Origin of the sequence: Rhodanobacter sp. MP7CTX1 (assembly GCF_014205795.1) — a bacterium.
Taxonomy (GTDB): domain Bacteria; phylum Pseudomonadota; class Gammaproteobacteria; order Xanthomonadales; family Rhodanobacteraceae; genus Rhodanobacter.
In genome coordinates, this window is the sequence record NZ_JACHCN010000006.1 from 1 (window position 1) to 25,364 (window position 25,364).

Sequence of the window (25,364 nt, forward strand, 5' to 3'; positions counted from 1 at the left end):
GCTGACGTTGTTCGCGCTCTCGAACCTGTGGATGGCGCGACGAACCTTGCTGGCTTCTGCAAGTGAGGTGCGTCTGTGAGGCGGGAAATGGCTTGATCAGAAGCAGATCAGCGGCCCTGCCATAAGAAACGGCCGGTCAAATCGTCATTTTGGCGCAGCCATGCCGAAGTTTCCGCACGGCATATGGACGGCCGTTTCAGCCTCAATAGATCAGAGCATCCTTAAGGCTACCCGCGCCCACGCAATCGGTATGGCTTGAGATGGACAGAAGACACTCCAAGGCAGCCTGGGGATCGAAACATGCGCGCGCGGGACGAGCCGCGCGCGTCATGGAAACTTTTTATGCGACTACGAGTAGAGCGTGTCGAGTGATGCATGGAGCTTCTACGACAAGGGCGACGACGCAGCGTTCCGTCACAACTTCGATATATACGCCCCGCCACCCCCACTCTCCGCCTTCTTGATGGCCTGGTCGAGCTCGCCGCAGGTGGTCACCCGTGCCGTAAACCAGCCGTCGCATCCCAAGGCTTCGGGTTCTCCTTCGTAGTTGAATCCGCCCGGCAACGGATACGTATTCGCGGGCAAAGTCAGCGTTGATAGTGTCCCAAAGGATGGGCAGGATATTGCACCTGAGTCGATCGCCAAACTAATCCATTGCATCGTTGCCTCAAGTGGACTATACCCCACGGTAAATCCCACTCTATTTTCAGGCAGAAGGAGCCTTCCATGCAGCGCATTTATCGGGCCGCGCTATGCATGGGTGCGGCGTGCCGTGACCGCTTCCGGCGATACCATCATCCTCTAGCAGGCTGCTGAAATACTGTCTCTTCGCTCCGAAATTGGTGTTTTCTTCGCCATTTCAGCGGCCAGGTGAACGAACTATCAATCACTTGCGCCTGCTTCTATGGTCGCGTATCAATTTTCTTGGACCTGTCAAACAGTATTTCAGCAGCCTGCTAAACCTGCTTCGCTTGCCACCAGGCCTTGGGGAAAGATCACGACTTCGTCATTACTCGGTTTGCCCACTGAGCTGGGCCACGTCAGCGTATCTTTTCAAGATGCGCCAATTTCGATTAGGAGATGTCATGTCCAACGAAACCGATCCGCAACGACGCAACTTCTTGGGCGCTGCCGTTATGACGATGGCCGCGGCTCCATTCATCACATTGGGTTCTGCAGTGGCGAGCTCCGCCATGGCAACGTCACCAGCCAATGTGCCAGCCATCAAGCCGGGAACGAACACCTCGTTTGCCTCAATCAAGCAGATCAACGCAGGACTGCTGAATGTGGGGTACGCAGAAGACGGTCCGGCGGACGGCCCTGCGGTTATTCTGTTGCACGGATGGCCCTACGACATACACAGCTTCGTCGACGTTGCGCCACTGCTGGCGTCCAAGGGCTATCGCGTTATCGTCCCGTATTTTCGCGGCTACGGCACGACGCGCTTCCTGGCAAGCGACACACTCCGCAATGCTCAGCAATCCGCAGTCGGCCTCGACATCATCGCGTTGATGGATGCGCTCAAGATCCAGACAGCAACCGTCGCCGGCTTTGACTGGGGCGCGCGCACGGCGGACGTCATGGCAACCCTCTGGCCGGAACGGTGCAGGGGAATCGTTTCCGTCAGCGGCTATCTGATCAGCAGCCCGGCGGGCAACCAGGCGCCGTTGCCACCCGAACCTGCGTTCCTGTTTTGGTACCAATACTATTTCGCTACCCCGGTCGGCAAGGCCGGCTATGAGAAATACCTCGGCCAGTTCAATAAGTTCATCTGGCATCAGGCTTCGCCAAAGTGGAATTTCGACGATGCTACGTACGAGCGCACAGCGGCGTCCTTCAAAAACCCGGACCACGTTGACATCGTGATGCACGACTATCGCTGGCGGCTTGGCCTGGCCGACGGCGAGCGGCAATATGACGATCTGGAAAAGCGGCTGGCTGCACTTTCTCCCATCACCGTGCCCACGATCACCATGGAAGGCGACGCCAACGGCGCAATCCACGCGCCCGCTGCCGCGTACCGCGCGAAGTTCTCCGGCAAATATGAGCATCGGGATCTAACCGGTGGCGTCGGTCACAATCTGCCCCAGGAAGCTCCGCAGGCCTTTGCCCAAGCTGTCGTCGACGTCGACCGTTTTTGATCAAAATGGAGAAGTCTTCGAACAGCTATAAGCCATAGTCCCAGTACCACCCATCTCCCATTAGGGATTTGGGTGTGTTTGGTACAGACAGTCCTCGCGCTCGCTGTATCCGCTTCGAATCGAAAAGCGAATTTCGCTGAGTTCAGAGAATCTGGTGACAAGACCTCATTCTTGTCGCCGCTCGAATGCCAACCCCTGGAGATCAAAGGGAGTCCAAGGAACACCCTTCGTCTGGCGCAAAAGCGCCGATGCCATCCTTACTTCCGTAGCACGTGCCGCTGCTAAACTTATTTAAACTTATTTGTGAGACACCACACTAGACGTAGTGCGCAGTTTTGGCCCGTAGGGTGAGTGGGTTCGGAAGTCCACGCAACCATCACCAGTGATCGTGATGGGGGGTGATGTTGAAAATGATCGGTGGTTTGTACACGTTCATTTCGAGGTAGCCGCCGGCTCCGTCGAAACCCATCGTCACGCCATTGGCCGTCACCTGCATGGCGATCGTGGTATTGGACAAAAGGCCCAATGGAGATCGATTGGACGATGGCATTGTTGATGCTTTAGGTATTTGCTGCGTTGCGCGAACAGAGTTTACCGGCTGATTGCGGTACCACTGCGATCGCCATGAGAGCAACTTTCGATGTTCAGAAGGGCGCCAATGCATGGTCGCCTCGTTTTGAATGCAGCGTCGGCACGACCCCGAATTTAGCTCAGCACTGATTTGAGGAGAGTCGGCAAAGTCCGCGGTAAGAACAAGGCCGGGCATCGCTGCCCGGCCTTGTTTCAGTACCACGACCCATCAAGCATCGCTATGGGGTCGTAAGAGGCTTTACTGCGCAGGAGGGGCTACGCCGCCCGAAGCTGCCGTGCCTTGCAGACGAATGGGCTGCACCTTCGCACCGGCCGGGATCACGATCGGCGCGCCGGTGGTGTCAGTAACGCGGAACGACTGGAAGCCGCTACCGTTGCTCTGCCACTCATACACGTCGCCGGCCGGGCCAACCCACAGGATGTCGGCCAGGCCGTCGCCGTCGTAGTCGGCGATGCTGGACATCGTATAGCCTGGAGCCACGCTGCGGGTTTGCTGATCGACCACATTGAAGCCATTCATGATCCACCAGCTCATCTGGTTCGTGGTCGGGTTGGTCCAGATCAGGTCGGTCTTGCCGTCGCCATTGATATCGCCGGCACCGTACAGGGTGAAACCCGGCGGATGGTCGGCGATCTGATGGCGTACGAAGTCACCTGCCTGGTTGTTGATCCAGACATAGACGCTGTTGTTGTTAGGGTTGGTCCACACGATATCGGCGTAGCCGTCACCGTTGACGTCCACGATGGTGGGCACGTAGCCGGATGCGGCACTCATAATCGGCGAGACGTTATTGGAGAAATTGATTTCAGCCGCATGCTGCCGGAAGTCGAGGCCTACGTTCAGCTGCCACCAGCCGATCTGACCGGTGCTGTCGTTTCGCCAGAGCAAGTCAGACCTAGTGACACCCGTGCCGTCTGGCCCATTGAAGTCGCCTGCACCCACGAGTGTCCAGCCCGCCGGATAGGGACTGCCGACCGCATGCCGCAGGTAACCAGTCTTGCCACCATCGCCATCGGAGAGCCACACATAGAGCTGATTGTCCGGGCCGGTCCAGGCAAGGCTGGCCAGATTGAAGGCCGTCAAAGCCAGCGACGATTCGGTGCCACCGGGATTGTCGATGTGCGGATAAAAGAAGCTGAGGGCGCCGATCGTGTAGCCCTTCGCAATCGTCTGTGTCCCGGTGCGTACCGCGATGCTGCCTTTCATGGCGATGTCGGTGAAGATGCCCTGCACGGGATCGACCACGGCGATATCGCTATGCCCATCGGTGCCCGGAAAGTACGAGGACAGGTAGTCGCCCGGTGCCGCATACCCACGCTTGGCCGCCTGGTTGTATTTGACCATCGCGTTGACCAGGTTGGCCGCGTTGATGCTGCCCAGGCCGGTTGCATAGTCGTAGCCTACGTTCGTCTGCCATGCCGGTGCGAGCGTGACATCGCCGCCATGGCTCACGACGCCGAAATGATTACCCAGCGCACCCGAGTAGCAGTCGGAGGTGCCTGCATAACAGGGCTCATTGTTGTCACCCTGGGTGACGTCGTTGAACACGCAGGTGCTGCCGATCGCCGCGCCGCTGGATGAATTGCACGCATTCAACGAGGCCAGATTCGGCGACTCGTTGGTGCCGTATTCCTTTGAGGCGAAGTCATACAGCGCCGGCGTGATCAGACCGTTGCTCTGACCGGTTGCCTGGTTGATCAGCGCCTGGATGCCCGCCATGGCAGGTGCGGCGAAGGACGTGCCACCGGCACTGTTGTACAGCACGTTGTCCGGATTGCTGTAATCGCAGGTTGTGCCGCCAGCGTTCGGATCGGACATGCAGTACACCAGCGCATGACCGTACAGACCATTGGCCGCAAACAGGGCCAGATCCGGCTGCACACGGGTGGCGTTGGTCGGCACACCGTAGATGCCGGTCTGCCAGGAAGGCTGCGTCCAAAGGATGCTGGGACCACCGCTACCGCCTGCCGTATTCATGAACTCCTGGCCGGCCGCCGTGTTGCACGCGGTCACTCCGTCGCTGAGTTTCAACACCGCATCGAGCTTACTGCTGGCGCAGGAGTCGTTCCAGGTCTGCTCCGGAATATAGCCGATCGCCGACAGGCCACCGGGCAGGTTGGTCGACGTCCAATAGTTACTCTGCTTGCCAAAATCGTCGAAGTCGGTGCCGCCCACGGAAACGTTCCATGGCGTGGAGGACATCGCGTTGACGTTGATGCCGAACGACGCTGCACTTTGATTCTGATCGCAACCGGCCGAGCCGGCGTCACCCGAAGCCACAAACACCGTGACGCCTTCGGACGCGGCCAGCTCCCAGAGATCGCCGACGGAACCGACCACGTCGGTCGTACTGAAGACTTCGCATTCGCCGTAGCTGAGGCTGAACACCGGTGGAGGTGGGGTGCCGTCTGGGCTGTTGAGCAAGTTGATCGCCGCGGTGAACGGACCGAATTCCGGGCTGTTGCTGTCGTCGCACGAGGCGAAGAGGATGTTGGCGTCCGGCGCTGCCGCGCCGATCCATTCGGCATCCAGTGCCGCCTCGGGCTCGTCGCCGTTCAGGCCCGGATCCGAGCAGGTCGTGTCGTCCTGAATCCCTGGCACGTCCACGGGCGGACTCGCAAGTTCGCTCGGCGGATTCACGTAGCTGACGACGCCTTGGGCATCAGCCGGCAGGAACGCACTACGGAACGTTGCAATATCGGCCGGTTGCACATCGGTGCGCTCCAGCACCGCGACCGTCTGACCGGCGCCGCGGATCGGCGTGGGCTTGGCCCACAACGGCTCGACGTTATAGATCTTGTTGAAGTCCGCCGGAACCACGTCATAGGCCGTTTGGGCGTCCTGCGGAAGGCCGCCTGGTGGCACAGTGAAGCCTGGGCTGGTGGACACCTGCTTCCACTTCCCGCTCTGCTTGTCCTTGCTGACCACACCGACATTGCGGTATTGCGGTTTCGGGAAAAAATTGTCCAGCGAGGCGACGCCCTTCACCACCGGGGCGAGCGCGGCCGGGATCTGCTGCTCGCTTACGTTGGCGAAGTGCGACTCGCCGTTGGTCTTGAAGCTGTGCATTTGGGTATGAAAGGCGCGGCTCACCACGGAAGGCGTGCCAGAGAAACTGATCATCGTGCCCGAGGGATAAACGCGATTTACGGTCAGGCCCTGTGAGCTCAGCCATGTCGTCACCTGGTCGACGTCCGATTGCGCCGGACCAAACATGCTGCCGACCTGCTTGGCCGTCAGCCACTTGTGATAGTTCGGCGAGGCAGGGTTGTGCAGCTGGTTGACGTACGCGTCGAAGCGGCCCTGCTTGTCCGCGCTGCGCTTTAGCACCAGGCTCATGTTGCGGATCGGCTTGCTATCCGGCAGCACGCCGGCATCGGTCGCGGTCAGCGTCCGCAGCGGCCGGCTGCCTTGCACGGTGACCAGGCGGCTATTGTCGACCGCCTCGATGATCCGCGCCGTATCCGGAGCGAAGGCTGGTATAGCCGACGCGGCGGCCGCGTGCGCGCCCAACGGCACCCCAACGCAAAGCAACAGGAAACCTGTGGCGAGCAAGCCGCCACGACAAGAAAACGACATGTTTGTTCTCTCCCCAGAATAGAGAATTAGAGTGTCTACCCAGCCATTGGGTCAACCATTAAAAGCGGAACGCTTACTTCAAGAATTCCTTGCCGCCGTCACTGACGCGCTTATGGGTCATCAAGTCGCCTACACGACGAATACGATATTTTTATGATAGGCAGCGATCATTAGTAAGTCACTCACTGGTTAGTCACGCAGCTCTCACCAATATATCGTCAGCCAAGCCGATGAGCACAGACTTTCAACCCGTTGTGCAGCCACACTGAGTATGGATAGTCTTGAAATAGGTTTTTCCACTACGCCCCAAGCTGGGCTGATCGCCTACATTGCTATCCAAACAGATGGCCGATTGCTGTCCGTTAGCCGCCGAATCACCAAATTCCAGACAAGCCAAATATCGACGCGGATTGCGTGAAATGTTAGTGCTAATTCCTTGAAAACCTCACCTTAATGTTCGCACGCAAACAACAAAAGCGATTCACATGACGATTAATGACTAAGCTAACGGAATTCTCATCTACGTATTTTGCACATCTCACAGAGATATTCATTATTTAGATCGTTGGCGTATTGATAAAAAACACCATGCACATGGTCTTTTCATATAACAGTAAATCATATGGACGTCCATATGGTGCGACGCAACTTGCAAAGAAGTTAATGGTGGAACATTTTAAATAACGGCCTGCGCACAAATGACACGTAGCCGCCGTTATACGTATGCATTTATCTGAAACTTCTTCTTGAAAGATGGGGAAAACATGATACGCAAATCAAACGCCTGGCTCGCCATGGCGGGTCTGCTCATGGGTGGAATACTCCCACTCGCAACAGATGCCGCAAGCGCGGCCCAGCAAGCGCCGGGCTATTACCCGAACTTCGCGCCGGACACAGCACGCATCATCACATCCATCGACAACTCTGCGTTGGTCGCGGTGAAAGGCAGCGAGCTCAGCCAGGGTCTGGCCAAGTATGACAGCGGCGCCTTGTTGGTCACGAAGCAGCTCGGAAATATGACGCTGCTACTCAAGCGCAGTGCCGAGAAGCAGGCTCAATTCACCAGCTACCTCAACGAGCTGACCAGCCCGAACTCGCCGTACTTCCATCATTGGCTGACAGCCAAGCAAGTCGGCACGATGTTCGGTCCGTCGTCGGCTGATCTTGCCAAGGTGACGCAGTGGCTAACCTCGCAGGGGCTGAGCGTCAAGCAGATCAGCGCAGATGGCATGACCATCTCCTTTTCAGGCACGACGGGGGCCGTCAATCAGGCCTTCCACGTGCAGCTACACACCTTCAACGAGAATGGCGAATCGCATTTCGGCAATCCGACCGCACAACAGATTCCCGCAGCACTGGCGCCGGTGGTGGATCGCGTGGCTTCGTTGGGCAACTTCTTTCCGAAGCCAATGCATGTCGACGTCGGCGTAGTCAACCGGAACAAAACGACTGGGAAGTGGCACACCGTATCCAGGGTGGCTGGCGCGACGCCACAATTGACGGTACCCGGTGGCTCGGTCGATCCCGATACGAGCTATGACGTGGCGCCGGCTGATTTCAACCAAATCTACAACGTCAACCCATTGTGGAATCAAGGCACACCCAAGCGCGGCGCGGGTCAGACGATCGTGGTGCTGGAACGCACCGATGTGAATCCTGCGGACATTGCTGCGTTTCGCGCAGCATTCCTGCCAGGGGATGCACAAGGCAGCTTCACCATCGTTCACCCGACGGCGGGTGGTGACGTTCCCTGCACCGATCCCGGCATCAACGGAGACGAAAGCGAAGCCGCGCTCGATGCCGAGTGGGCCGGTGCCGCTGCTCCGGATGCCAACATTGTGCTCGCCTCTTGCGCCGATACCAGCAACGATTTCGGAGCATTTCAGGCGGCAATTGCATTGGAGGATTCGGGGACAAATGGCTTACCCGGCTTGCCACCGGCGTCCATCTGGAGCCTGAGCTACGGCGCCTGCGAACTCGAGGACGCCGGTGACACCGGCTTTGCGAACATCTTGTGGTCCGGGGCAGCGGCCCAGGGCATCACCGTATTCGTGGCTTCGGGCGATGGCGGTGCAGCGGCTTGCGCTCAAGGTCAGCCGTACTATGGCGCCATCTACGGCTCGGCAGTCAACGGCATGGCCTCCTCTATTTGGGACATCGCTGTTGGTGGAACCGATTTCAACGACTTTAAGAACTACAACCAGTATTGGACGCCAACCAATCTGGCGCTGGGCCAGTCGGCTATTGGCTATATCCCGGAGCAAACCTGGAACGACTCCTGCGCTAGCAGCCAGCTCTATACCTTGATGGGCTTCTCTGACGGCCTCACAGCCTGTAACAGCTCTGCGGGATTGTCCTTCCTCACGGTCATCGGCGGCGGCGGTGGCGCAAGCATGGACAGTCCGCAGCCCGCATGGCAGCTTGGCGTCTACGGCTCGGTGAATTACAGCTCCCGCACGTTGCCCGACGTTTCGCTCTTTGCGGCAAACGGCCTGTATGGACACGCGCTGGTCTACTGCATGTCGGATACGAACGAAGGCGGTACTGCCTGCGATTACAGCAACCCTGACGATGTCTTTTACAACAGCGCGGGCGGTACTTCGTTCGCGGCGCCCGCCATGGCGGGTATACAGGCCTTGATCAATCAGGCCACGGGCGGCCCCAATGGTCTTATATCGCCGGCCTTGTACCATATCGCTACGACGGAATACGGTACGAATGGTTCACCGAGCACGGCCTTGCTGACCAGCTGCAACTCGTCCAATGGTGCGAATATCGGCAGCCAATGCGTGTTCAATAACGTCGGGGTAGGCGGTATCGTTGAGCCTTGCCTCGAAGGTAGCCTCAATTGCCAATCGGGCGTTGGCGATTCGGTTGGTGTGACGATGGGCAGCACCAACAACTCATCGATCTTGCTGCCGGCCTGGCAATCCAATGCAGGCTATAACATGGCCACGGGCCTGGGCAGCGTCAATGTGGCGAATCTGGTAGCGGCCGTGCAAAAGTACCTGCAACCTCTACACCCTGGCTACTCTGCGCCATACGATTTCCTGGGTAGCGTATTCCAGGCCTCTGGGTTCAGCGATATCGCCCTGGTCGATCCTATCAAGGGAATATTGACGCCGATCGACATGGTGGGCAGTGTGATTTCGTCAAACTATCCGACAACGTCGATCGCCAAGGGTTACTCAATCGGCGCTGTGGGCAACCTCGTTCCCCAGTGGGCAGCCTTGGGCCTGCAATCAAACGAACTCGCGTGGACGGGAGCGGACAATCGTCTCTACATCTGGATGTCCGAAGGAACCGGTGGTTTCTTCCCGAACGCCACCGCCGTCGGCCCTGCCTATGCGGCTGGCTGGCAGTTGATTGGATCAGGTGTGAACGACAGCAGCGGTCAGCAACAACTGTTCTGGTTCAACGCCAAAACCTCTCAGTTCGGCTGGTGGAAACTGGGTCTCGACGCTAACTACAACGTCATTGCCCAAACCATCTCTACGTTGACTACCGTGGCGCAGGGTTACGTGCCGACCCTGGCTGATGTTAATGGCGACGGCTATACCGACATCGTGTGGACCAGCACCAGCAACAACAGTGTCTACGTGTGGATCAACAATCAGAACGGTGGTTTTATTGCTCATCGAATCGCCGACCATCCGGCTGACTTCAGCTTGTTCGGTGCGGGCGATATCAATGGCGATGGCAAAACGGATCTGATCTGGACCAATCCCTCGACGAACCAGATGGCATGGTGGCTGATGGATGGCTTCGCCGTGACCGATCAGGAAATCCGCGGGGTGTCGCCGGGCTACACGATGGCCAGTATTGCTGACTACAACAATGACGGCTTGGCCGACATTCTGTGGATGGGCAAGGCCGGCGATGCCTACGAGTGGCAGAGCGCCGGCAACGGCTTTCAGTCGCTACGGGTGGCCGATCCTTTGGGCAATCCGCTGGTGATACCGGCTGGCGCACTGGTGCAAGTCAATCGCCTGCAGGGCTCTACGTTTGTGTCGAGTCCCTAATACAGCCGAAACCCGACAGGATGACTTGAGGGTTTGAATCGGGGCCGGGCAGCGATGCCCGGCCTTGTTCGTCAGCGGCCCATTTGTTTGACGGGCTTGCGTGATAAGTCCTGCTGGAGGGCCATCGCGTCGATCACGTCCGAGATTTAGTGCGCCACCTTCAGGACTACGCGCGCCCTCGTCGGTCAACACCGCGATCCGGTCGCCGATGATCGAGTTCGACAGCGTGCGGCCCAGCCTCGCGTTCTCATGTTCCGAATCACTCAAGCGCGTGGCTTGTCCGATTCATTTTGGTCCACATGGGGCGGGTTAGGCGGGAGCTAGCGTCTCGGCAGATTCAGTGCAGTCCATTTTGGCGCTCCACTGCACATGGTCCATCCATCCGCGTTCTTTGCCGAAAGCCTGTTCAATTTCGCGAGCGATCCGATCCCCGATGTGCGTGCTGGGCTTTTCGGCCGCGAAACGGCTGACTTGGGCTGCCGACTTGCCGAGCATCTCGGCCAGCATGACCAAACCGCCGGTGCGCTTTCTGCCACGACTTGCATCACGCTCGAGTCCCCTAACCAGAGTGCGGACATTACGATGTCGAATCTGTTTGATGTCCATCTGTTCAATCCACTGGCGCCGTCGGGCCTCGCTCTGAGCCAAGGCCTGCTCCGACTTTTTACGGTCGGTAATGTCCATGACGATACCGACATAACGGCGGACACCGCCGTCCAGCAAGATCGCTTCACCGCGGCGCGCGATCCATCGGATTTCGCCGGTTACCGGATCAACCCGCCGGAACTCCAGATAAGCGATGGGATTGGGTGGCCCGGAGGGCTGCGGCCTCAACGCGTGCTGGTCATCAGGGTGCACAAGACTGATCAACAGAGTATCTGTGAGGACCACATCGGCACTCACGCCCCATACGCGCCGATATTGGTCGGAACCTTCAAGGCGACCGGAGTCTGGATACCATTCAAACGTGCCCACCCTGCCAGCCTCCTGGGCAAAGCGCAGGCGCTGTTCGGCTTGAAATCGCTCAGTGGCGTTATTGAGGATCGTCAGCACGCCGACGGGAGTCCCGGTTTCATTGACGAGCGGGCTGTAGTTGATGTCGAGCCAGATGTCTTCAAACTCGCCATTGCGTAGCAAGACCATATGTTTGTCACGGTAATTGACCGTGTTTCCGTCGAGCACCTGCTTCACCACCAGCGCTCTGAAATCGGCAATTTCCGACCAGCTATCGTGAACCGTCTGACCAAGCAAACCGGGATGACGAGCACCGGCGATATTGCAGTAGGCATCGTTGTAGAGCAGCCAGCCCTGGATTCCCCACTGGATGGTCATCGGCACATCGGAACGCAGGATCAGTGACGTGGCAGCCCGCAGACATGCAGGCCACTGACTTAGCTCCCCCAGCGAGGTCTTCTTCCAGTCGAAGGCTCGAATCAGTTTGCCGGTTTTGGAGCTGCCTAGAAATGGAAAGAGGTCCAACTTACTCATGTCAGTCATACAAGATCTAAGTGAAGGGGTAGTGGCACGTGATCGCAGGAGAGCGATGGAAGCACTCGGCGGGCCGAGGGTTCTCCATTCGATTGGCGCTGCGCGCTATAAGCGATCTGACTCGCGCGTTTTAAAAATGGCGGCTGCGCGTCTCAATCATGCCCACCAACGATGGTCGGGGAACTATCTGATGAGGCGTTATCGGCCAATACAATTCATCACTTGAGATATCAAGTTGATCGATTGCATTGCACAAGATCTTAAGAAAGCTGTCGATAAACGCCTTTGAGCGGTATGGCGTTGTCACCACGCATTTTCGATACAGCCATCCATACCATGAAGCACGGTCACCGCCCTTTGCAGGAGGCGCCTCTTTGCGTTTCCTCGAATGATCGGCATGGGCCTTTCGACAGATGCTGAGGCCCGGGCAGCGATGCCCGACCTCACCGTCACCAGCTTGCGGTTGTCGACGGCGTCGAGGATCCGGGCCGTGTCTGGCGCATAGTTTGGATAGTAGTTGGCCGCCTGGGTGCTTGCCGCGTGCGCACTTAGCGGCAACGACGAAGCGAAGACCAAAGCTGCTCCTGTGGACCATGGTCCGATTCTGCTTTTTGACATGGAATCTGCCCATAGGACTACTGTTTCTGGAATGATGCTGTTCTTTGGCCAGCCAGCTACCGCGTCTCTCTCGGTCCTGCGAATAAATGGGCTAGCCCGATGACGGTATCCATGTTGCGTCGCGTTCGTCACGCACAGAAAAATGTCAATAAGATCATTGAAAACTCACCGTCTGCTCGAGCTGGCATAGCTAAGCGGTACCCACGAGGCATCCATCCCTCACTCTCACCGTGAGAGCGGGGAAAAGGGCCATTTGAGTGGCGCTTGCAAAACCACCTGTGCCTGACAAGGGAAGCACGATGTTTCAGCGCCTTTTAGCGCGAATCAACCAGGTTCACGTCGCCGATCCCGTCGATCGGCGCAATGCCGTTTTCATGCAATGGCTGCTGTTGTTCGAGGGCTTGCGGACCCCTCTGAACAAGATTTATTTGCTGGTATTTGACTGGCCCTTTCTGCAAAAAGGCTTTTACGACAAAGCCCGCCCCGGACCCACTCTGGCTATCGGTGTCGATCTGGGGACGGACCTGGCGATGACCGTCGCGGCTTGGTTTGGGCTGTACCTGATCCGTAAGGGCAAGTTCCGGCCCGCCGTCACGCAATACCTGGCCGTGCTGCTTGGTTCCGCTGCGCTGGCCTATGCCGCCTTCGGTTATCAGGCGATGGGCGCCAATTTGACAATGGTCAAGATCCTGGCCTTGAGCGGCTTGATGCTCGGACGGCGCGCATTGTGGATGACGTACTTCACCGAAATACTGATCTTCGCGATGAGCATGGTGACGGACCGGCTGTTCCACGCCGGCCTCATGCTGAGGGAAGTCCTGGAGGGTTTCGCGGCGCTGCCGATTTCCGCAGTCGGCTACTTGCTGATCACCATCATCCTGGACCGCAGTATCAATGCACTACGCGAGAGCCTGACCGAATCCAATGCCCATCGGCAGCAGCTGCAGTTGGAGATTGCCGAGCGCGAACGCACCCAGGAGCAACTGCTGCACGCCCAGAAGATGGACGCCGTTGGCAAGCTCGCCAGCGGCATCGCGCACGACATCAACAATGTGCTGGGCATCATTCTGGGCTTCACGATGGAGCGTGATCGGGTGGAGCGGGGCGACTACGTGCCCAACCAGGATTCGCAGGCCTTGGCCGATGCGCTGGACGGTGTCGAGCTTGCGGCCCGCCGCGGCGCCGCTGTCTGTCGCAAGCTTCTGAACTTCAGTCGCCGCGATATCACCCATACGGAAACCTTCGATGCGGCCGAGACATTGCGCGAACTGAGACCACTCTTGCGGAAGTTGTTGCCGACCAACGTTGATCTGACCATCAACACGCCACCGACGCCACTGTCCATCCACTTCGACCGCAGCCAGTTTGAGCTGGCACTGCTCAATCTCACCTCCAACGCCCGCGACGCGATGCCTGATGGCGGCACGTTTACGCTATCGCTGGCTCAAGACGATTCGTCGAACGTCGCGCTGACCATTCAGGACACCGGCTTGGGCATGTCCGCTGAAGTCAGGCAACATTTGTTCGAGCCGTTCTTCACGACCAAGCCCACCGGAAGCGGCACCGGTCTGGGGCTTAGCGTCGTTTACGGCCTGGTTCGACGCGCAGGCGGCACTATCGCCGTGGACAGCTCGCCTGGCAACGGTACGACCTTTGATATTCTTTTGCCGATGACCGCCGGCAGCATGGCGGGCGCAGTGTTGCCACTGCCAGGAGAGCGCATTCGCGTGATGCTGATCGATGACGACGATGATCTGCGCGGCGTGCTCAGCTCGGCGTTGGAAAGCGGTGGCTGCGAAGTCAGCGAGGCGGCCAGCGGTGCCGAAGCTGGGCGCGTGCTTCAGCAGATGACCACGCCACCGGATGTGCTGATCTGCGATCACCGTATGCCCGATACGGATGGCAGCACGTTGCTGCGCAAACTACGTCTGCAGTTGCCTACAGTGCCGGCGATCCTCATTTCCGCCTATCACGAGACCGACGGCTCGTCCCACGGGCTCGCCGATGCGTTTAGCGAGCGGTTGCTCAAACCATTTGCTCCCAGCGTGCTGCTCGCACGTGTCCGCACGGCGGCGCGGCGCGGCCAAGGCGTCGATGAGGTCGTAGATGACGTAACGCAGAATCAGCTCATCGCCAACAGGTAACCCGCACCGTGAATGGCATCGAGAGGCAACGGTTCACCGGCGGTCGCGAGGGTCTTTCTACGCAGGCGATGGATCAGCGAGTCGAGCCGATGGGGATCGAAGGCTAGAGCGTTGTCGGTCAGGAGGGCAATGAGGGCGCCGCGCGATATGACTCGATCCGGATTTTGCATGAGCACTGCAAGCAAACGTCTCTCTGTCTTACTTAGCTTTACACGAACACCCGCGGGAGAAATCAGCAGCCAGCCATCCGAATCGAGACGCCAGGGTTGGTGGATTGAAGCAGAAGCCCTGGCAGGCATAAGTCGGCGCGCAACGCTGTACAAGGTCGCAACCAGGACATCGATGTCGACCGGTTTGGCGAGATAGGCGTCGGCCCCTTCGCTCAGGCCTCGCACACGATCAATATTTTCCGACCGCCCGGTCAGCATCACGATGCCTGTTTCGGGAAGTTCGGCACGCAGACTGCGAGCCACTTCGAAACCGTCGCTTTCTGGAAGGCCAATATCCAGCAATACAATATCCGGCCTCTTCTTATCCAGCACCATCGTCAGTTCGGCGACGCAGCCGATTGCTGTGACCTCAAAGCCAAACTGTCGCAGTCGGGGCACGAGAACGCGATCGCGCAACAACTCATCGTCTTCCAGCAGAAGAACGCACAGGGGCTTGAGCATTTCGGCTGGCTGGGATAAATCGATTGGTGCAATCATGATGCATGAACCCCGAGGCAGGGCGCCCCTTCCGTACTGATTTCATATGACTGAACTGCTGGGTTAGCCGAACCTAATGCTCGACTCTCGATCACGCACGCCAATGAGCATCAAGGTTTGAGAGTCAGGTCGATACGCGAGGTTGGTGACACCAATGCTGGACCGACTAACTAGACTAACGTCATCAGGTGGCCGAGGGAACGGGTATTTTTTTACCTGCGAGGGCGTGCAACTACTTGATATCGGTGCCACCTTGCGCACGGATTGTTTCGTCGTGATTTTGAGGCGACATTCAAGTGAGAACCGCAGAAGTGGAGGCGAGGTTTGCTCATTTCGATGATCGCTGGCTCACGCCTTCGATGGAATCCAGTGCTTTATCGAGGAGATCCTGTTGACGATCTCGGCCATGGAGGATGCGTTGTACGAGATCGAGTCGATGTGTTGCTTCTCCGGCAGACGGTATTTGTTGATACAGATCGATACAAATCGATGCCTTTGTGGACACACTCAAGACAACGTGCGAGCCTCTAAGGATGCCCTGATCTATTGAGGCTGAAACGGCCGTCCATATGCCGTGCAGAAACTTCGGCATGGCTGCGCCAAAATGACGATTTGACCGGCCGTTTCTTATGGCAGGGCCGCTGATCTGCTTCTGATCAAGCCATTTCCCGCCTCACAGACGCACCTCACTTGCAGAAGCCAGCAAGGTTCGTCGCGCCATCCACAGGTTCGAGAGCGCGAACAACGTCAGCACTTGCGCCGTGTTCTTAAGCAGGCCCCGGAAGCGCACCTTTTGATAGCCGAACTGCCGCTTGATCACGCGGAACGGGTGTTCCACCTTGGAACGTCCCGCTGCCTTGAGGTATTCCACATACTTCGTGACCTCCTTCAGTTCACCCTCCGGCATCGCCCTGACGCTGCCGCGCTTGGCCGCGATATGCCAAGTGCGGCCACGCTTGGGCGCTCGTTTCTCAGCGCCTTGATAGCCGGCGTCGGCAGACACAGTCTTCTCCTGACCATGCAGTAGCTTGTCCACTTCGGTCACGTCGCCCACGTTGGCCGGCGTCGTGGTTACCGTATGTACGAGCCCGGATTCCACATCCACCCCGATATGCGCCTTCATGCCGAAGTACCACTGCTGACCCTTCCGGGTCTGGCGCATGTCCGGGTCACGCTGCCGGTCGCGATTCTTGGTCGAGGACGGTGCCTGGATAATCGTGGCATCCACGATCGTGCCCTGACGCAGCAACAGCCCCTGCTGGCCCAAGTGCGCATTGACCGTGTCAAGGATCTCCGCCGCCAGACCGTGCTGCTCCAGGAAACGTCGAAACTTCAGGATCGTCGTCTCGTCCGGGATCGCGTCTTCGTTCAATTCCAGCCCGGCGAAGCGACGCATCGATTCGATCTCGTACAGCGCATCCTCCATCGCCGGATCGCTCAACGCGTACCACTGCTGCATGAAGTGGATCCGCAGCATCGTCGCGGCGGGCATCGGTGGGCGGCCACGACGCCCCGACCTCGGATAGCTGGGTTCGATCAACGCCAGCAGTGCTTCCCACGGCACCACCTTGTCCATATCGCCCAGGAACCGCTCGCGCCGCGTCGGCTTCTTCTTCGACTCGAAACTCAACGACGCAAACGAACGCTGTTTCGTGGGGGGGGCGCTTCCTGGAGACTGGTCGCTATGATGCCTGAGGCGAGGAATAGATCAGAGCATCCTTAGGGACCGCTCGCGCCACGTCGGCTCCTTCGACTCGAAACTCAACGCCGCAAACGAACGCCATTTCATGGAGAGAGGCGTTTCCTGGAGACTGGTCGCAATGATGCCTGAGGCGTGGAATAGATCAGAGCATCCTTAGGTATCGCCGACACGCATATTTGGACAGAACTCCAAAGTTTGTAGCCAAGGTACACACTTTGGAGAACGGCGACGTGCCCCCGGTTTTGAGTAGCACAGCGATTTGGAGTCCAATCCCTCAATGACCCCATCCCCAAATACGTAGCACCTTAAAGTAGAGCTATCGGTGGTTTGGGAGTCTTGCAAAAGGCCTTCGCGAACTGCGCTGGCGGGATATCTGCCAGCGATGAATGTGGGCGGAAATCATTATAGTCCGCCCTCCAAGATTCAATCTTTTCCTTGGCATCCGCAAGTGTCAGAAACCAGTGCGTGTTCAGACATTCGTCGCGAAGCGAGCCATTGAAAGACTCGATGAAAGGGTTGTCCGTTGGCTTGCCAGGGCGAGAGTAGTCGAGCGTGATGCCGTGCTCGTACGCGTAGCGGTCCAATGCCATCGAGATAAATTCAGGACCGTTGTCGACCTGTATACGACACGGCTGGTCGCGACATTGCCGCAGGCCTTCCAGCGCGGTCACCACGTCCTCGCCGCGCAGACTGGGAGCGACGTCGATAGCCAGGCATTCTCGTGTGAAGTTGTCGACGATCGTCAGTGCGCGAAAGCGGCGACCGTCGAACAGTGCATCGGAAACAAAGTCCATGCTCCATAACTGGTTCGGCCCCGTCAGCACGGGCCGATCAAGCCGTGTCGCTGCCGCTTTACGCCGGCGGGGTCTCTTGGAACGCAGGCTAAGCCCTGCTTGCACGTAAATTCGATGTACCCGTTTGTGATTCACAGCCCATCCCTCGCGACGAAGCAAGATGTGTATGCGGCGCGCTCCGTAGCGAACGCGAACTTCAGCGATCTCGCGCATTCGTGTGAGTAGCGGAGCGTCGAGAAGCAGACGAGTGTGTCGGTAGTACCAACCCGTCAACGACAGCCGCATGAGCGAACATGAGCGACGAATGCTTATGCCGTAGGTGTGCTGAAGCTTGCCGGCCAGCGCTTTGCGCTGGGCCGGCCTCAGAGCTTTTTTTGCAGAACATCCTGCAACATGGCTTTATCTAGGCTGAGATCCGCGACCAGCTGTTTAAGCTTGCGATTTTCCTCTTCCAGCTGCCGGAGGCGTCGGAGCTCGGACACGCCGAGGCCACCGTACTTCTTCTTGCAGTTGAAATAGGTCGCTTCACAGATTCCCATTTTTCGGCAAACGTCAGCGACACTCGTACCGCTCTCGGCTTGGCGCAGGGCGAAAGCAATCTGTTCTTCGGTGTACTTGGTTTTCTTCATGGCAAAACAGTCTCCTCGGGAGGGGCGGTTTTACCGAAAAACTCTACTTCCAAACGCTACAACTGGCAGGGAGGAGGTCATCAACCCAAGGAGATTGGACGTGAAGAAGCGGTTTACCGAAGAACAGATCATAGGCTTCCTGCGTGAAGCGGAAGCCGGCATGCCGGTGAAGGAGCTGTGCCGCCGGCACGGCTTCAGCGAGGCCTCGTACTACCTGTGGCGCAGCAAGTTCGGCGGGATGACGCAGGCTGACGGTTTTGCCGAACGCGAAGCGGCCAAGGTGATGATCAACGATGCTGTGCAAGCGGCCGCCGAAGGCGCGCAGGTCACGGTGGGCGCGGACAAGGGCTATGACGCTGCCGAGTTTGTGCAGGCGTTGCATGAACTGAAGGTCATTCCCCATGTGGCACAGAACACGAGTAACCGTCGCTCGGCCATGCCTGACGACATCGCTGCGACCGAGGGCTATGGCCTCTCCCAGCGCAAGCGCAAGCGGTATGTATTCGGCAGAAGACCAATCGAGCTCAGTCGGTGGCTCCCTTCTTCCTGTTTCGCGCTTCGATCCGCCGCGGAGCTGGGTTAGACCAGCAGACGACAAGGGAATTGAAGGTTGCGCTTTGCCGAAGAGCTTTGAAAAGAACCCAGGCATCCATTACCTCCGGTCTACGTATAAGCAACGACGCGGGTCCAATCACTTTGTTGTTGCATTGGACATTTTTGTTTGTATCCAACTGTATCCGTCGCGTCGATCCTGCGCTTCGCTTACAAATTCATCCTGATTAGCACATATGGACGATACATGGCGCCATCTAAATAGCGCTATCGGTTCAGGGGATGCAACGTTAATGATCCGTCCCTGGGCTTCCATGATTCTCGGCCGAATCCCTGTTTAGTAGGACACAAAGGAACCCGCGCGATGACCGAAATCAAAAACGTGCTGTACACAGCCAAAACGCACACCGCTGGCGGCCGGGACGGCGTCTCTCGAAGCTCTGATGGCCGCTTAGACATCAAGCTGTCATCTCCCGGCACCGCTGGTATCGGTACTAATCCGGAGCAGCTGTTCGCCGCTGGTTGGTCAGCTTGCTTCGAAGGGGCGATGGGGATTGCGGCAAAAAAAATGAAGGTGACTCTACCGGCTGACCTGGCTATCGACGCGGAAGTGGACCTTTGCCTGACCGACGGCGCTTACTTTCTTCAGGCTCGCCTGAATGTCAGCCTACCGGGTTTGGAGCGCGAAGTGGCCCTGGACCTGGCGAATGCGGCGCACCAAGCATGTCCGTATTCCAAAGCCATAAGCGGCAATGTCAACGTTGTAATTAACGTGGTTTGAGCTGGGCCTACCTCGGTGCCTCCGGCCTGGGCCTATCAGGTAGGGCGCGCTAACACCAAACTTGCTTCTAAATAACAGGAACGATCATGTCCAAAACATCGATATGCCCCCCTCAGCGAACCTTGTTTGCTGCCGCGGCCATCGTAACCATAGCGATTGCTGGCGTCGTGGGGTTTTTGCCAGAGAAGCTACTCGCAGCGACAACCGACGACACCGCTATCCGCCCGTTCCACATCCATGTGCCGCAAGCGAAGCTGGATGACTTGCACAGGCGCATTGCGGCGACGCGTTGGCCCGACAAGGAAACGGTTAATGACGAAACCCAGGGCATCACGCTGGCGGAGATGCAGGCGCTGGTGCAGTACTGGGGCAAGGGCTACGACTGGCGCAAAGGCGAGGCGAAGTTGAATGCGCTGCCGGAGTTCATAACCAAAATCGATGGAGTGGACATCCAGTTCATCCATGTGCGATCGCGCGAACCGAACGCGCTACCGCTGATCCTCACCCACGGCTGGCCCGGCTCGCCGATCGAGCTCCTGAAGGTGATAGGTCCACTCACTGACCCAGTCGCCTACGGCGGACGGGCGCAGGACGCCTTCGACGTTGTGATCCCCGCTATCCCTGGCTATGGCTTCTCGGGCAAGCCGACCGAACTCGGTTGGAATCCGGACCGCGTCGCGCGAGCTTGGGACGTTCTTATGAAGCGCCTGGGTTACGCCCGTTACGTGGCCCAAGGCGGCGACCACGGCTCGGTCATCTCTGACGCTATGGCGCGCCAGGCCCCGGCTGGACTGCTCGGTATCGATATCACCATGCCGGCCACCATTCCCGCAAACCTGGTGCAGGGCATCAACAGCGGCACTCCGGCGCCTGCCGGGCTGAGCGCCTCGGAGCTGCTGGCATACAACACCCTTAGTACTTTCTTCGGAAGAAACGCAGCCTACGGCGGAATGATGGTGACTCGTCCGCAGACCATCGGCTACTCGCTCGCCGATTCGCCCAGTGGCCTGGCTGCCTTTACGTACGAAAAGATCGCCGAGTGGACTGACAGCGACGGCCACCCCGAACGCGAGATCAGTCGCGACGACATACTCGACGACATCTCGCTGTATTGGTTCACCAACATCGGTGCCTCTGCATCGCGCTTCTATTGGGAAAACAACAACAACAACTTCAGCGCCGCTGCGCAGAAGACCAATCAGATCAAAGTGCCGGTGGCCATCTCGGTGTTCCCGCATGAGATCTACCGCGCGCCGGAAAGCTGGTCACGGCAGGCCTATCCATCACTGTACTACTACCATGAAGTTGGCAAGGGCGGCCACTTCGCCGCCTGGGAGCAGCCACAGCTTTTCACTGAAGAAATGCGTGCGGCGTTCAAGTCACTACGTTGATAATAACGCGCATATGCCTACGCACAGCCACGAGCCTATGAAAACCATCAAGACCTACACGACGCAACTCAAAGCGGAACTGGCCAAACTATCGCTGGAACACGCAGGCATTCCCTCGATGATCGTCGGTATTGATGTGGGCGTGGAGGGTGGCGCGTCTGGCGTGCAACTCCTAGTACCTGGGGACTGCGCGAAGGCGGCGCAGAAATTGCTCGACAGTGCATGAGGTCTCTCTCATTGTTCGTGTGACGGACTATTGATCGAGGCTGTGCGAAACACAACGCTGATGTTCGATAAAGATCGTTCCCTAAGCGATATTTTGCTTTGACGGCAAGCTGCGATCATCGATCGCAGCTTGCCGTCAAGCGAAGGTCGCCTGTAAGGGCAGCCTCATCCCGATGATCTTCATCCGTGTGACGCCGCATGCCAGTACACGGGAGCGCATCAGCTTAGTTACGTCCGACGACGCTCGCATGGAGAAATGCGGCGAGCTAACCTATATCAGTGGAAGGCAATCATCATGAAAAAAAACCAGCGCTTGCTGTTCACGATACTTATCAGCGCCATCGGTGCCCTGGTCGTGGCCCATGCCGAGGATAGAGGCATGCTGCAATCGACGACGCCTGCGGAGATTCAACTGCCCATTCAAGGCGATTTACCTTCTCTTGGTAGTGCCACGGAATGGCTCAATTCGCCACCGCTAACGGCAGCCGGCTTGCGCGGGAAAGTCGTCCTCGTCAACTTCTGGACCTATTCCTGCATCAATTCACTGCGCCAACTTCCTTATGTCCGCGCGTGGGCCAAGAAATACAGGGATCAGGGGCTGGTTGTGATCGGTGTGCACGCGCCGGAGTTCGGCTTTGAGGAAAACGTCGATAACGTTCGTCAAGCGCTTAAAGACGTGAAGGTCGCCTACCCTATCGCGATCGACAACAACCATGCGATATGGAACGCATTCGACAACCAATACTGGCCAGCGCTCTATTTCGTCGATGCACAGGGGCATGTCCGACATCAGCAATTCGGCGAAGGTCACTACGAACAGTCGGAACTGATCATTCAACAATTGCTAGCCGAGGCTGGCGCCAAGAGCATCGATCACGCATTGGCCTCGGTTGATGCAACTGGTGCTGAAGCTGCCGCCGACTGGGACGACTTGCACTCTCAGGAAAACTACGTGGGATATGAGCGCACCGAGAACTTTGTGTCTCCTGAGGGTGCTGCATCGGATTCGCACCGCGTCTATACAGCTCCCGCACAGCTGGAACTGGACCACTGGGCTCTTTCAGGCGACTGGACGATGGGCAAACAGGCCACAGTGCTGAACGAGGCGGGTGGGCGCATCGTGTACCGCTTTCATGCCCGCGATCTGCATCTCGTGATGGGACCGGTGGCGCGAGGGAGGCCCCTGCGATTTCGGGTTCTCATCGACGGAAAGCCACCGGGCGCTGCACACGGCACGGACGTTGACGCCCAAGGCAACGGCACGCTGACCGAGCAGCGCATGTATCAGCTGATTCGGCAACCGAAACCCATTGTAGATCGACAGTTCGAGATCGAGTTTATCGATCCAGGCGTAGAGACGTTTGCCTTCACGTTCGGCTAATTTTTCACTGAAAGATGATCGCCCGATTACCCCAATGGGAAGTAGGCTGACGAGGCACAGCACAGAGCCTGCTTCGCCTGTCGTCAGGCCAACGTGAAAAATCACGAAAAGGTCTTTACTCGATATGCCCCCTGTTACGCACAATGGCCCTGATCTGTCACTGACAAAGTGCTTTCCGAATCAGGGGCGCACCTTATCCATCGTCGTGATCATCGCTCGCTGCACCGTTCGTAGCTTCATGCATGCCTGGCGAATTCAATTCTGAAGTGCACCACCCCAAACGGTAGAGCGGCTCAGGCGCGGTAGCCAGTACAGCTTCACCGGCAAGTGGAACTGCACATGAGCTACACACACCTGAGCCAAGACGAACGCTACCAGATTCAGCACCTTCACAGCGGCGGCTTCTCGGCCGGCGAGATCGGTGCGCAGATACAGCGTGCGAGGACAACGATCAGCCGCGAGCTTCGGCGTAACGCGAGCGATGAGGGCACGTATCGAGCGCGACCGGCGTAAGCGTCCGGCGAGGACACATTGAATGGTTCAGCCGCCCTGTATCACACGATGAAGCAAGGTGTAGCCGACACGCCATTGCATCGTTTCCGATTGCAGCGTGACGGTCTTGTCGTTGAGCCGCAGGATGGTGCCCTGACGCGGACGGCTGTCGCGATCCTGGAAGCCCACGACATCGCCGACGCGGACCTCGTGACGACCGAGTCCTTGCCTGGGTTGCTCCCGGATATCGGCATCCACGCCGTCGAGATTGATCGAGGCGTACTCGACCAAGATGCGGTTTCCCGTCGGCAGTTGCAGCACCACGTGCTTGCGACGGAGTTCGGCAACGATGCCCGAGTGCATGACGTTGTCACGTGGATCGTAAAAGTCCACCGTCTGTCCCAGATGCACACGGGCGTGTACCGCCAGGATCCAGCGCGGATCATCCAACTGACGGTCGATCGCCCAGCGCAGTCGATACAGGTCAAACGCCGAGGCCTGGCGCAAGGCCGTGATGATCGCGCTGTAGTCCATCAGGGGGTGTTCCGCAGGGGCAGTAACGTGTCGATGTCGCGATCCTTCGTGGTGGGCAGTCGCGTGAGCACGTCAGTGAGCCATGCCTGTGGCTCATGCCCGTTCGCTTTGGCGGTGGCCAGCAGGCTCATGATCGCCGCGGCGCGTTGGCCGGCCGTTTCGGAGCCGGCAAAAAGCCAATTTTTGCGGCCCAGGGCGATCGGCCGGATCGCGTTCTCGATCGGGTTGTTGTCGATCGGGAAGGCACCGTCATCGGCATAGCGTGCCAGCGCGGGCCAGCGGCGCAAGGTGTAGTCGATCGCGTTGGCGGTGCCGCTGTTGCCGGCCACTTGGGGCCGCAGGTCGTCTAACCAGGTCTTAATGGCCTGCAGCGCCGGGACGGCATGCTTCTGGCGGTAGGCATCACGGTCGTCGATCGACATGCTCTTCGCTTCGGCCTCGATGCGGTACAGCACCGCGATGCGCTCGATGGCTTCGCGGGCGATGGGGTTGCCGCTGGCCTTGTGCTGGTCGACAAACTTGCGCCGCGCATGCGCCCAGCAACCAAGCTCAGTCATGCCGGCGGCAAACATCGCCTTGTAGCCGACGTAGTCGTCGACCATCAGCGCGCCCTGATAATCGCCGAGGAAGCGACGGGCGTGCTGGCCGCTGCGGCTGGTGCAGAAGTCGAACACGGTGATCGGCGGCCCGATGCCGCTGCGGTAGGCAAATAGGTAACTGCGATGGGTCTTGCCCTTGCCGGGCTCGAGCATGCCCACCGACGTCTCGTCGGCGTGCAGTACCGGCAGCGACAGCAGCGCGTCGCGCATCCGATCCACCAGCGGCTGCAGCACCACCCCGCAGGCGCCGATCCACTCGGCCAGGGTCGAGCGGGGGATCGCGATGCCGCTGCGAGCGTAGATCGCCTCCTGCCGGTACAGCGGCAGGTGATCCACATACTTGGCTACCAGCACCTGGGCCAGCAGATCGGGCGCCGCGATGCCGCGATCGATCACCGTCGGCGCCACCGGTACCGCCGTGATCGTCTCGCAGCCGCGGCAGGCGTACTGCGGATAGACGTCGCGACGCACGAAGAATTGCAGCGGCTTGCACGACAGCTTCTCGCTGACGTGGTCGCCGATGTGCACCAGCTCGCCGCCGCACTGCCCGCAGGTGCAGGTGCTCGGCTCATGCCGGGTCTCGACGCGCTCCAGGTCCTCCGGCAGCGGACGGCGCTTGGGTGCCTGACGTGGATGATCCTTGGCCCGTTCATCGGCCGCTGGCGACTGCAGCGCTTCGAGCTCGGCTTCCACTGCGGCGATATCCGCCGCCATGGTCTCTTCGAACAGCGCGCGCTGGGCCGGATCCATCTTCTCTGAGTGGGCGGCGAACTGCGCGCGGCGCAACCGCGCGATCTCGGCCGTCAGGACGCTGATGCGCGCTTCGCGCTCGGTGATCGTGCGCTCATGACCCGTGATTACGGCAGCCTGCTGCGCGATCTGCATGTCGCGCTCGGCAATCACCTGCATCTGCTCGGCGACCAACGCGCGTAGCGTCTGGACGTCCATATCAGCGGTGGAATGCGCGTGATCCATAGCCACGCAGCGTAGCGA

Annotated in this window: 16 protein-coding genes and 2 pseudogenes; 10 read left to right on the forward strand and 8 right to left on the reverse strand. The window is 58.6% G+C overall.

Annotation, left to right across the window (positions count from 1 at the left end):
- Positions 1–1,085 precede the first annotated feature (1,085 nt).
- Positions 1,086–2,141, forward strand: coding sequence for an alpha/beta hydrolase (locus tag HDE77_RS09410; protein ID WP_184417060.1), 1,056 nt, complete (start codon positions 1,086–1,088; stop codon positions 2,139–2,141).
- A gap of 376 nt (positions 2,142–2,517) precedes the next feature.
- On the opposite strand, the gene HDE77_RS09415 is transcribed toward HDE77_RS09410, so the two are convergent.
- Both HDE77_RS09415 and HDE77_RS09420 read right to left on the reverse strand, forming a co-directional pair.
- Positions 2,518–2,658, reverse strand: a complete 141-nt coding sequence (locus HDE77_RS09415; RefSeq protein ID WP_184417062.1) for a hypothetical protein — start codon at positions 2,656–2,658, stop codon at positions 2,518–2,520.
- A 312-nt stretch (positions 2,659–2,970) separates the two neighbouring features.
- Positions 2,971–6,312, reverse strand: a complete 3,342-nt coding sequence (locus HDE77_RS09420; RefSeq protein WP_184417064.1) for a protease pro-enzyme activation domain-containing protein — start codon at positions 6,310–6,312, stop codon at positions 2,971–2,973.
- Between the two features lie 764 nt (positions 6,313–7,076).
- Here HDE77_RS09420 and HDE77_RS09425 point away from each other — a divergent pair.
- Positions 7,077–10,334, forward strand: coding sequence for a protease pro-enzyme activation domain-containing protein (locus HDE77_RS09425; RefSeq protein ID WP_184417065.1), 3,258 nt, complete (start codon positions 7,077–7,079; stop codon positions 10,332–10,334).
- Between the two features lie 309 nt (positions 10,335–10,643).
- Here the strand turns inward: HDE77_RS09425 and HDE77_RS09430 are convergent, their stop codons facing one another.
- Positions 10,644–11,822: a PAS domain S-box protein gene (locus tag HDE77_RS09430; RefSeq protein WP_184417067.1), complete on the reverse strand. Its 1,179-nt coding sequence runs from the start codon at positions 11,820–11,822 to the stop codon at positions 10,644–10,646.
- 917 nt (positions 11,823–12,739) lie between these two features.
- On the opposite strand from HDE77_RS09430, the gene HDE77_RS09435 reads away from it, so the two are divergent.
- Positions 12,740–14,584 (forward strand): ATP-binding protein, encoded by a 1,845-nt coding sequence (locus tag HDE77_RS09435; protein ID WP_184417069.1) that lies wholly within the window; start codon positions 12,740–12,742, stop codon positions 14,582–14,584.
- Here HDE77_RS09435 and HDE77_RS09440 read toward each other — a convergent pair.
- The 3 genes from HDE77_RS09440 to HDE77_RS09450 all read right to left on the reverse strand — a co-directional run bounded on the left by HDE77_RS09440 (position 14,563) and on the right by HDE77_RS09450 (position 18,416).
- Positions 14,563–15,291 carry a response regulator transcription factor gene (locus HDE77_RS09440; protein WP_255482623.1) on the reverse strand — a complete coding sequence of 243 codons (729 nt, stop codon included), beginning with the start codon at positions 15,289–15,291 and terminating at the stop codon, positions 14,563–14,565. The two genes, HDE77_RS09435 and HDE77_RS09440, sit on opposite strands and share 22 nt — an antisense overlap.
- Before the next feature lie 673 nt (positions 15,292–15,964).
- Positions 15,965–16,921, reverse strand: a complete 957-nt coding sequence (locus tag HDE77_RS09445) for an IS5 family transposase (protein ID WP_184417071.1) — start codon at positions 16,919–16,921, stop codon at positions 15,965–15,967.
- A 377-nt stretch (positions 16,922–17,298) separates the two neighbouring features.
- A protein-coding gene (locus HDE77_RS09450) for an IS3 family transposase (RefSeq protein ID WP_184417073.1) occupies positions 17,299–18,416 on the reverse strand; the annotation gives its coding sequence in 2 pieces (ribosomal slippage) (positions 17,299–18,164 and positions 18,164–18,416; 1,119 coding nt in all).
- A 100-nt stretch (positions 18,417–18,516) separates the two neighbouring features.
- Here HDE77_RS09450 and HDE77_RS09455 point away from each other — a divergent pair.
- From HDE77_RS09455 to HDE77_RS09485, 7 genes and pseudogenes are all read left to right on the forward strand, one after another.
- Positions 18,517–18,660, forward strand: a pseudogene (locus HDE77_RS09455) (transposase); the annotation flags it as partial.
- Positions 18,655–18,909: pseudogene (locus HDE77_RS09460) on the forward strand (IS5/IS1182 family transposase); the annotation flags it as partial. The pseudogenes HDE77_RS09455 and HDE77_RS09460, both read left to right, overlap by 6 nt.
- A 423-nt stretch (positions 18,910–19,332) precedes the next feature.
- Positions 19,333–19,749, forward strand: coding sequence for an organic hydroperoxide resistance protein (locus HDE77_RS09465; RefSeq protein ID WP_184417075.1), 417 nt, complete (start codon positions 19,333–19,335; stop codon positions 19,747–19,749).
- 86 nt (positions 19,750–19,835) lie between these two features.
- Entirely contained in the window at positions 19,836–21,140 is a 1,305-nt protein-coding gene (locus HDE77_RS09470; RefSeq protein ID WP_184417077.1) for an epoxide hydrolase family protein, read from the forward strand.
- Between the two features lie 37 nt (positions 21,141–21,177).
- Complete coding sequence (locus tag HDE77_RS09475) at positions 21,178–21,366, forward strand: DUF2007 domain-containing protein (RefSeq protein ID WP_184417079.1); 189 nt, start codon at positions 21,178–21,180, stop codon at positions 21,364–21,366.
- Positions 21,367–21,660: 294 nt separating this feature from the next.
- Positions 21,661–22,746 carry a thioredoxin family protein gene (locus tag HDE77_RS09480; protein WP_255482624.1) on the forward strand — a complete coding sequence of 362 codons (1,086 nt, stop codon included), beginning with the start codon at positions 21,661–21,663 and terminating at the stop codon, positions 22,744–22,746.
- Positions 22,747–23,085: 339 nt separating this feature from the next.
- Positions 23,086–23,259: a helix-turn-helix domain-containing protein gene (locus tag HDE77_RS09485; RefSeq protein WP_255482625.1), complete on the forward strand. Its 174-nt coding sequence runs from the start codon at positions 23,086–23,088 to the stop codon at positions 23,257–23,259.
- A 27-nt stretch (positions 23,260–23,286) separates the two neighbouring features.
- Here the strand turns inward: HDE77_RS09485 and HDE77_RS09490 are convergent, their stop codons facing one another.
- Entirely contained in the window at positions 23,287–23,772 is a 486-nt protein-coding gene (locus tag HDE77_RS09490; RefSeq protein ID WP_184417083.1) for a hypothetical protein, read from the reverse strand.
- Positions 23,772–25,346 carry an IS66 family transposase gene (locus HDE77_RS09495; RefSeq protein ID WP_184417085.1) on the reverse strand — a complete coding sequence of 525 codons (1,575 nt, stop codon included), beginning with the start codon at positions 25,344–25,346 and terminating at the stop codon, positions 23,772–23,774. The genes HDE77_RS09490 and HDE77_RS09495 overlap by 1 nt, the downstream gene beginning before the upstream one ends.
- Positions 25,347–25,364: the final 18 nt, after the last annotated feature.

Coding starts and splice junctions, on each gene's coding strand:
- HDE77_RS09465 (WP_184417075.1), top strand. CDS start 19,333: ATGACCGAAATCAAAAACGTGCTGTACACAGCCAAAACGCACACCGCT.
- HDE77_RS09495 (WP_184417085.1), bottom strand. CDS start 25,346: ATGGATCACGCGCATTCCACCGCTGATATGGACGTCCAGACGCTACGC.
- HDE77_RS09470 (WP_184417077.1), top strand. CDS start 19,836: ATGTCCAAAACATCGATATGCCCCCCTCAGCGAACCTTGTTTGCTGCC.
- HDE77_RS09440 (WP_255482623.1), bottom strand. CDS start 15,291: ATGATTGCACCAATCGATTTATCCCAGCCAGCCGAAATGCTCAAGCCC.
- HDE77_RS09410 (WP_184417060.1), top strand. CDS start 1,086: ATGTCCAACGAAACCGATCCGCAACGACGCAACTTCTTGGGCGCTGCC.
- HDE77_RS09490 (WP_184417083.1), bottom strand. CDS start 23,772: ATGGACTACAGCGCGATCATCACGGCCTTGCGCCAGGCCTCGGCGTTT.
- HDE77_RS09425 (WP_184417065.1), top strand. CDS start 7,077: ATGATACGCAAATCAAACGCCTGGCTCGCCATGGCGGGTCTGCTCATG.
- HDE77_RS09480 (WP_255482624.1), top strand. CDS start 21,661: ATGAAAAAAAACCAGCGCTTGCTGTTCACGATACTTATCAGCGCCATC.
- HDE77_RS09485 (WP_255482625.1), top strand. CDS start 23,086: ATGAGCTACACACACCTGAGCCAAGACGAACGCTACCAGATTCAGCAC.
- HDE77_RS09475 (WP_184417079.1), top strand. CDS start 21,178: ATGAAAACCATCAAGACCTACACGACGCAACTCAAAGCGGAACTGGCC.
- HDE77_RS09420 (WP_184417064.1), bottom strand. CDS start 6,312: ATGTCGTTTTCTTGTCGTGGCGGCTTGCTCGCCACAGGTTTCCTGTTG.
- HDE77_RS09430 (WP_184417067.1), bottom strand. CDS start 11,822: ATGAGTAAGTTGGACCTCTTTCCATTTCTAGGCAGCTCCAAAACCGGC.
- HDE77_RS09435 (WP_184417069.1), top strand. CDS start 12,740: ATGTTTCAGCGCCTTTTAGCGCGAATCAACCAGGTTCACGTCGCCGAT.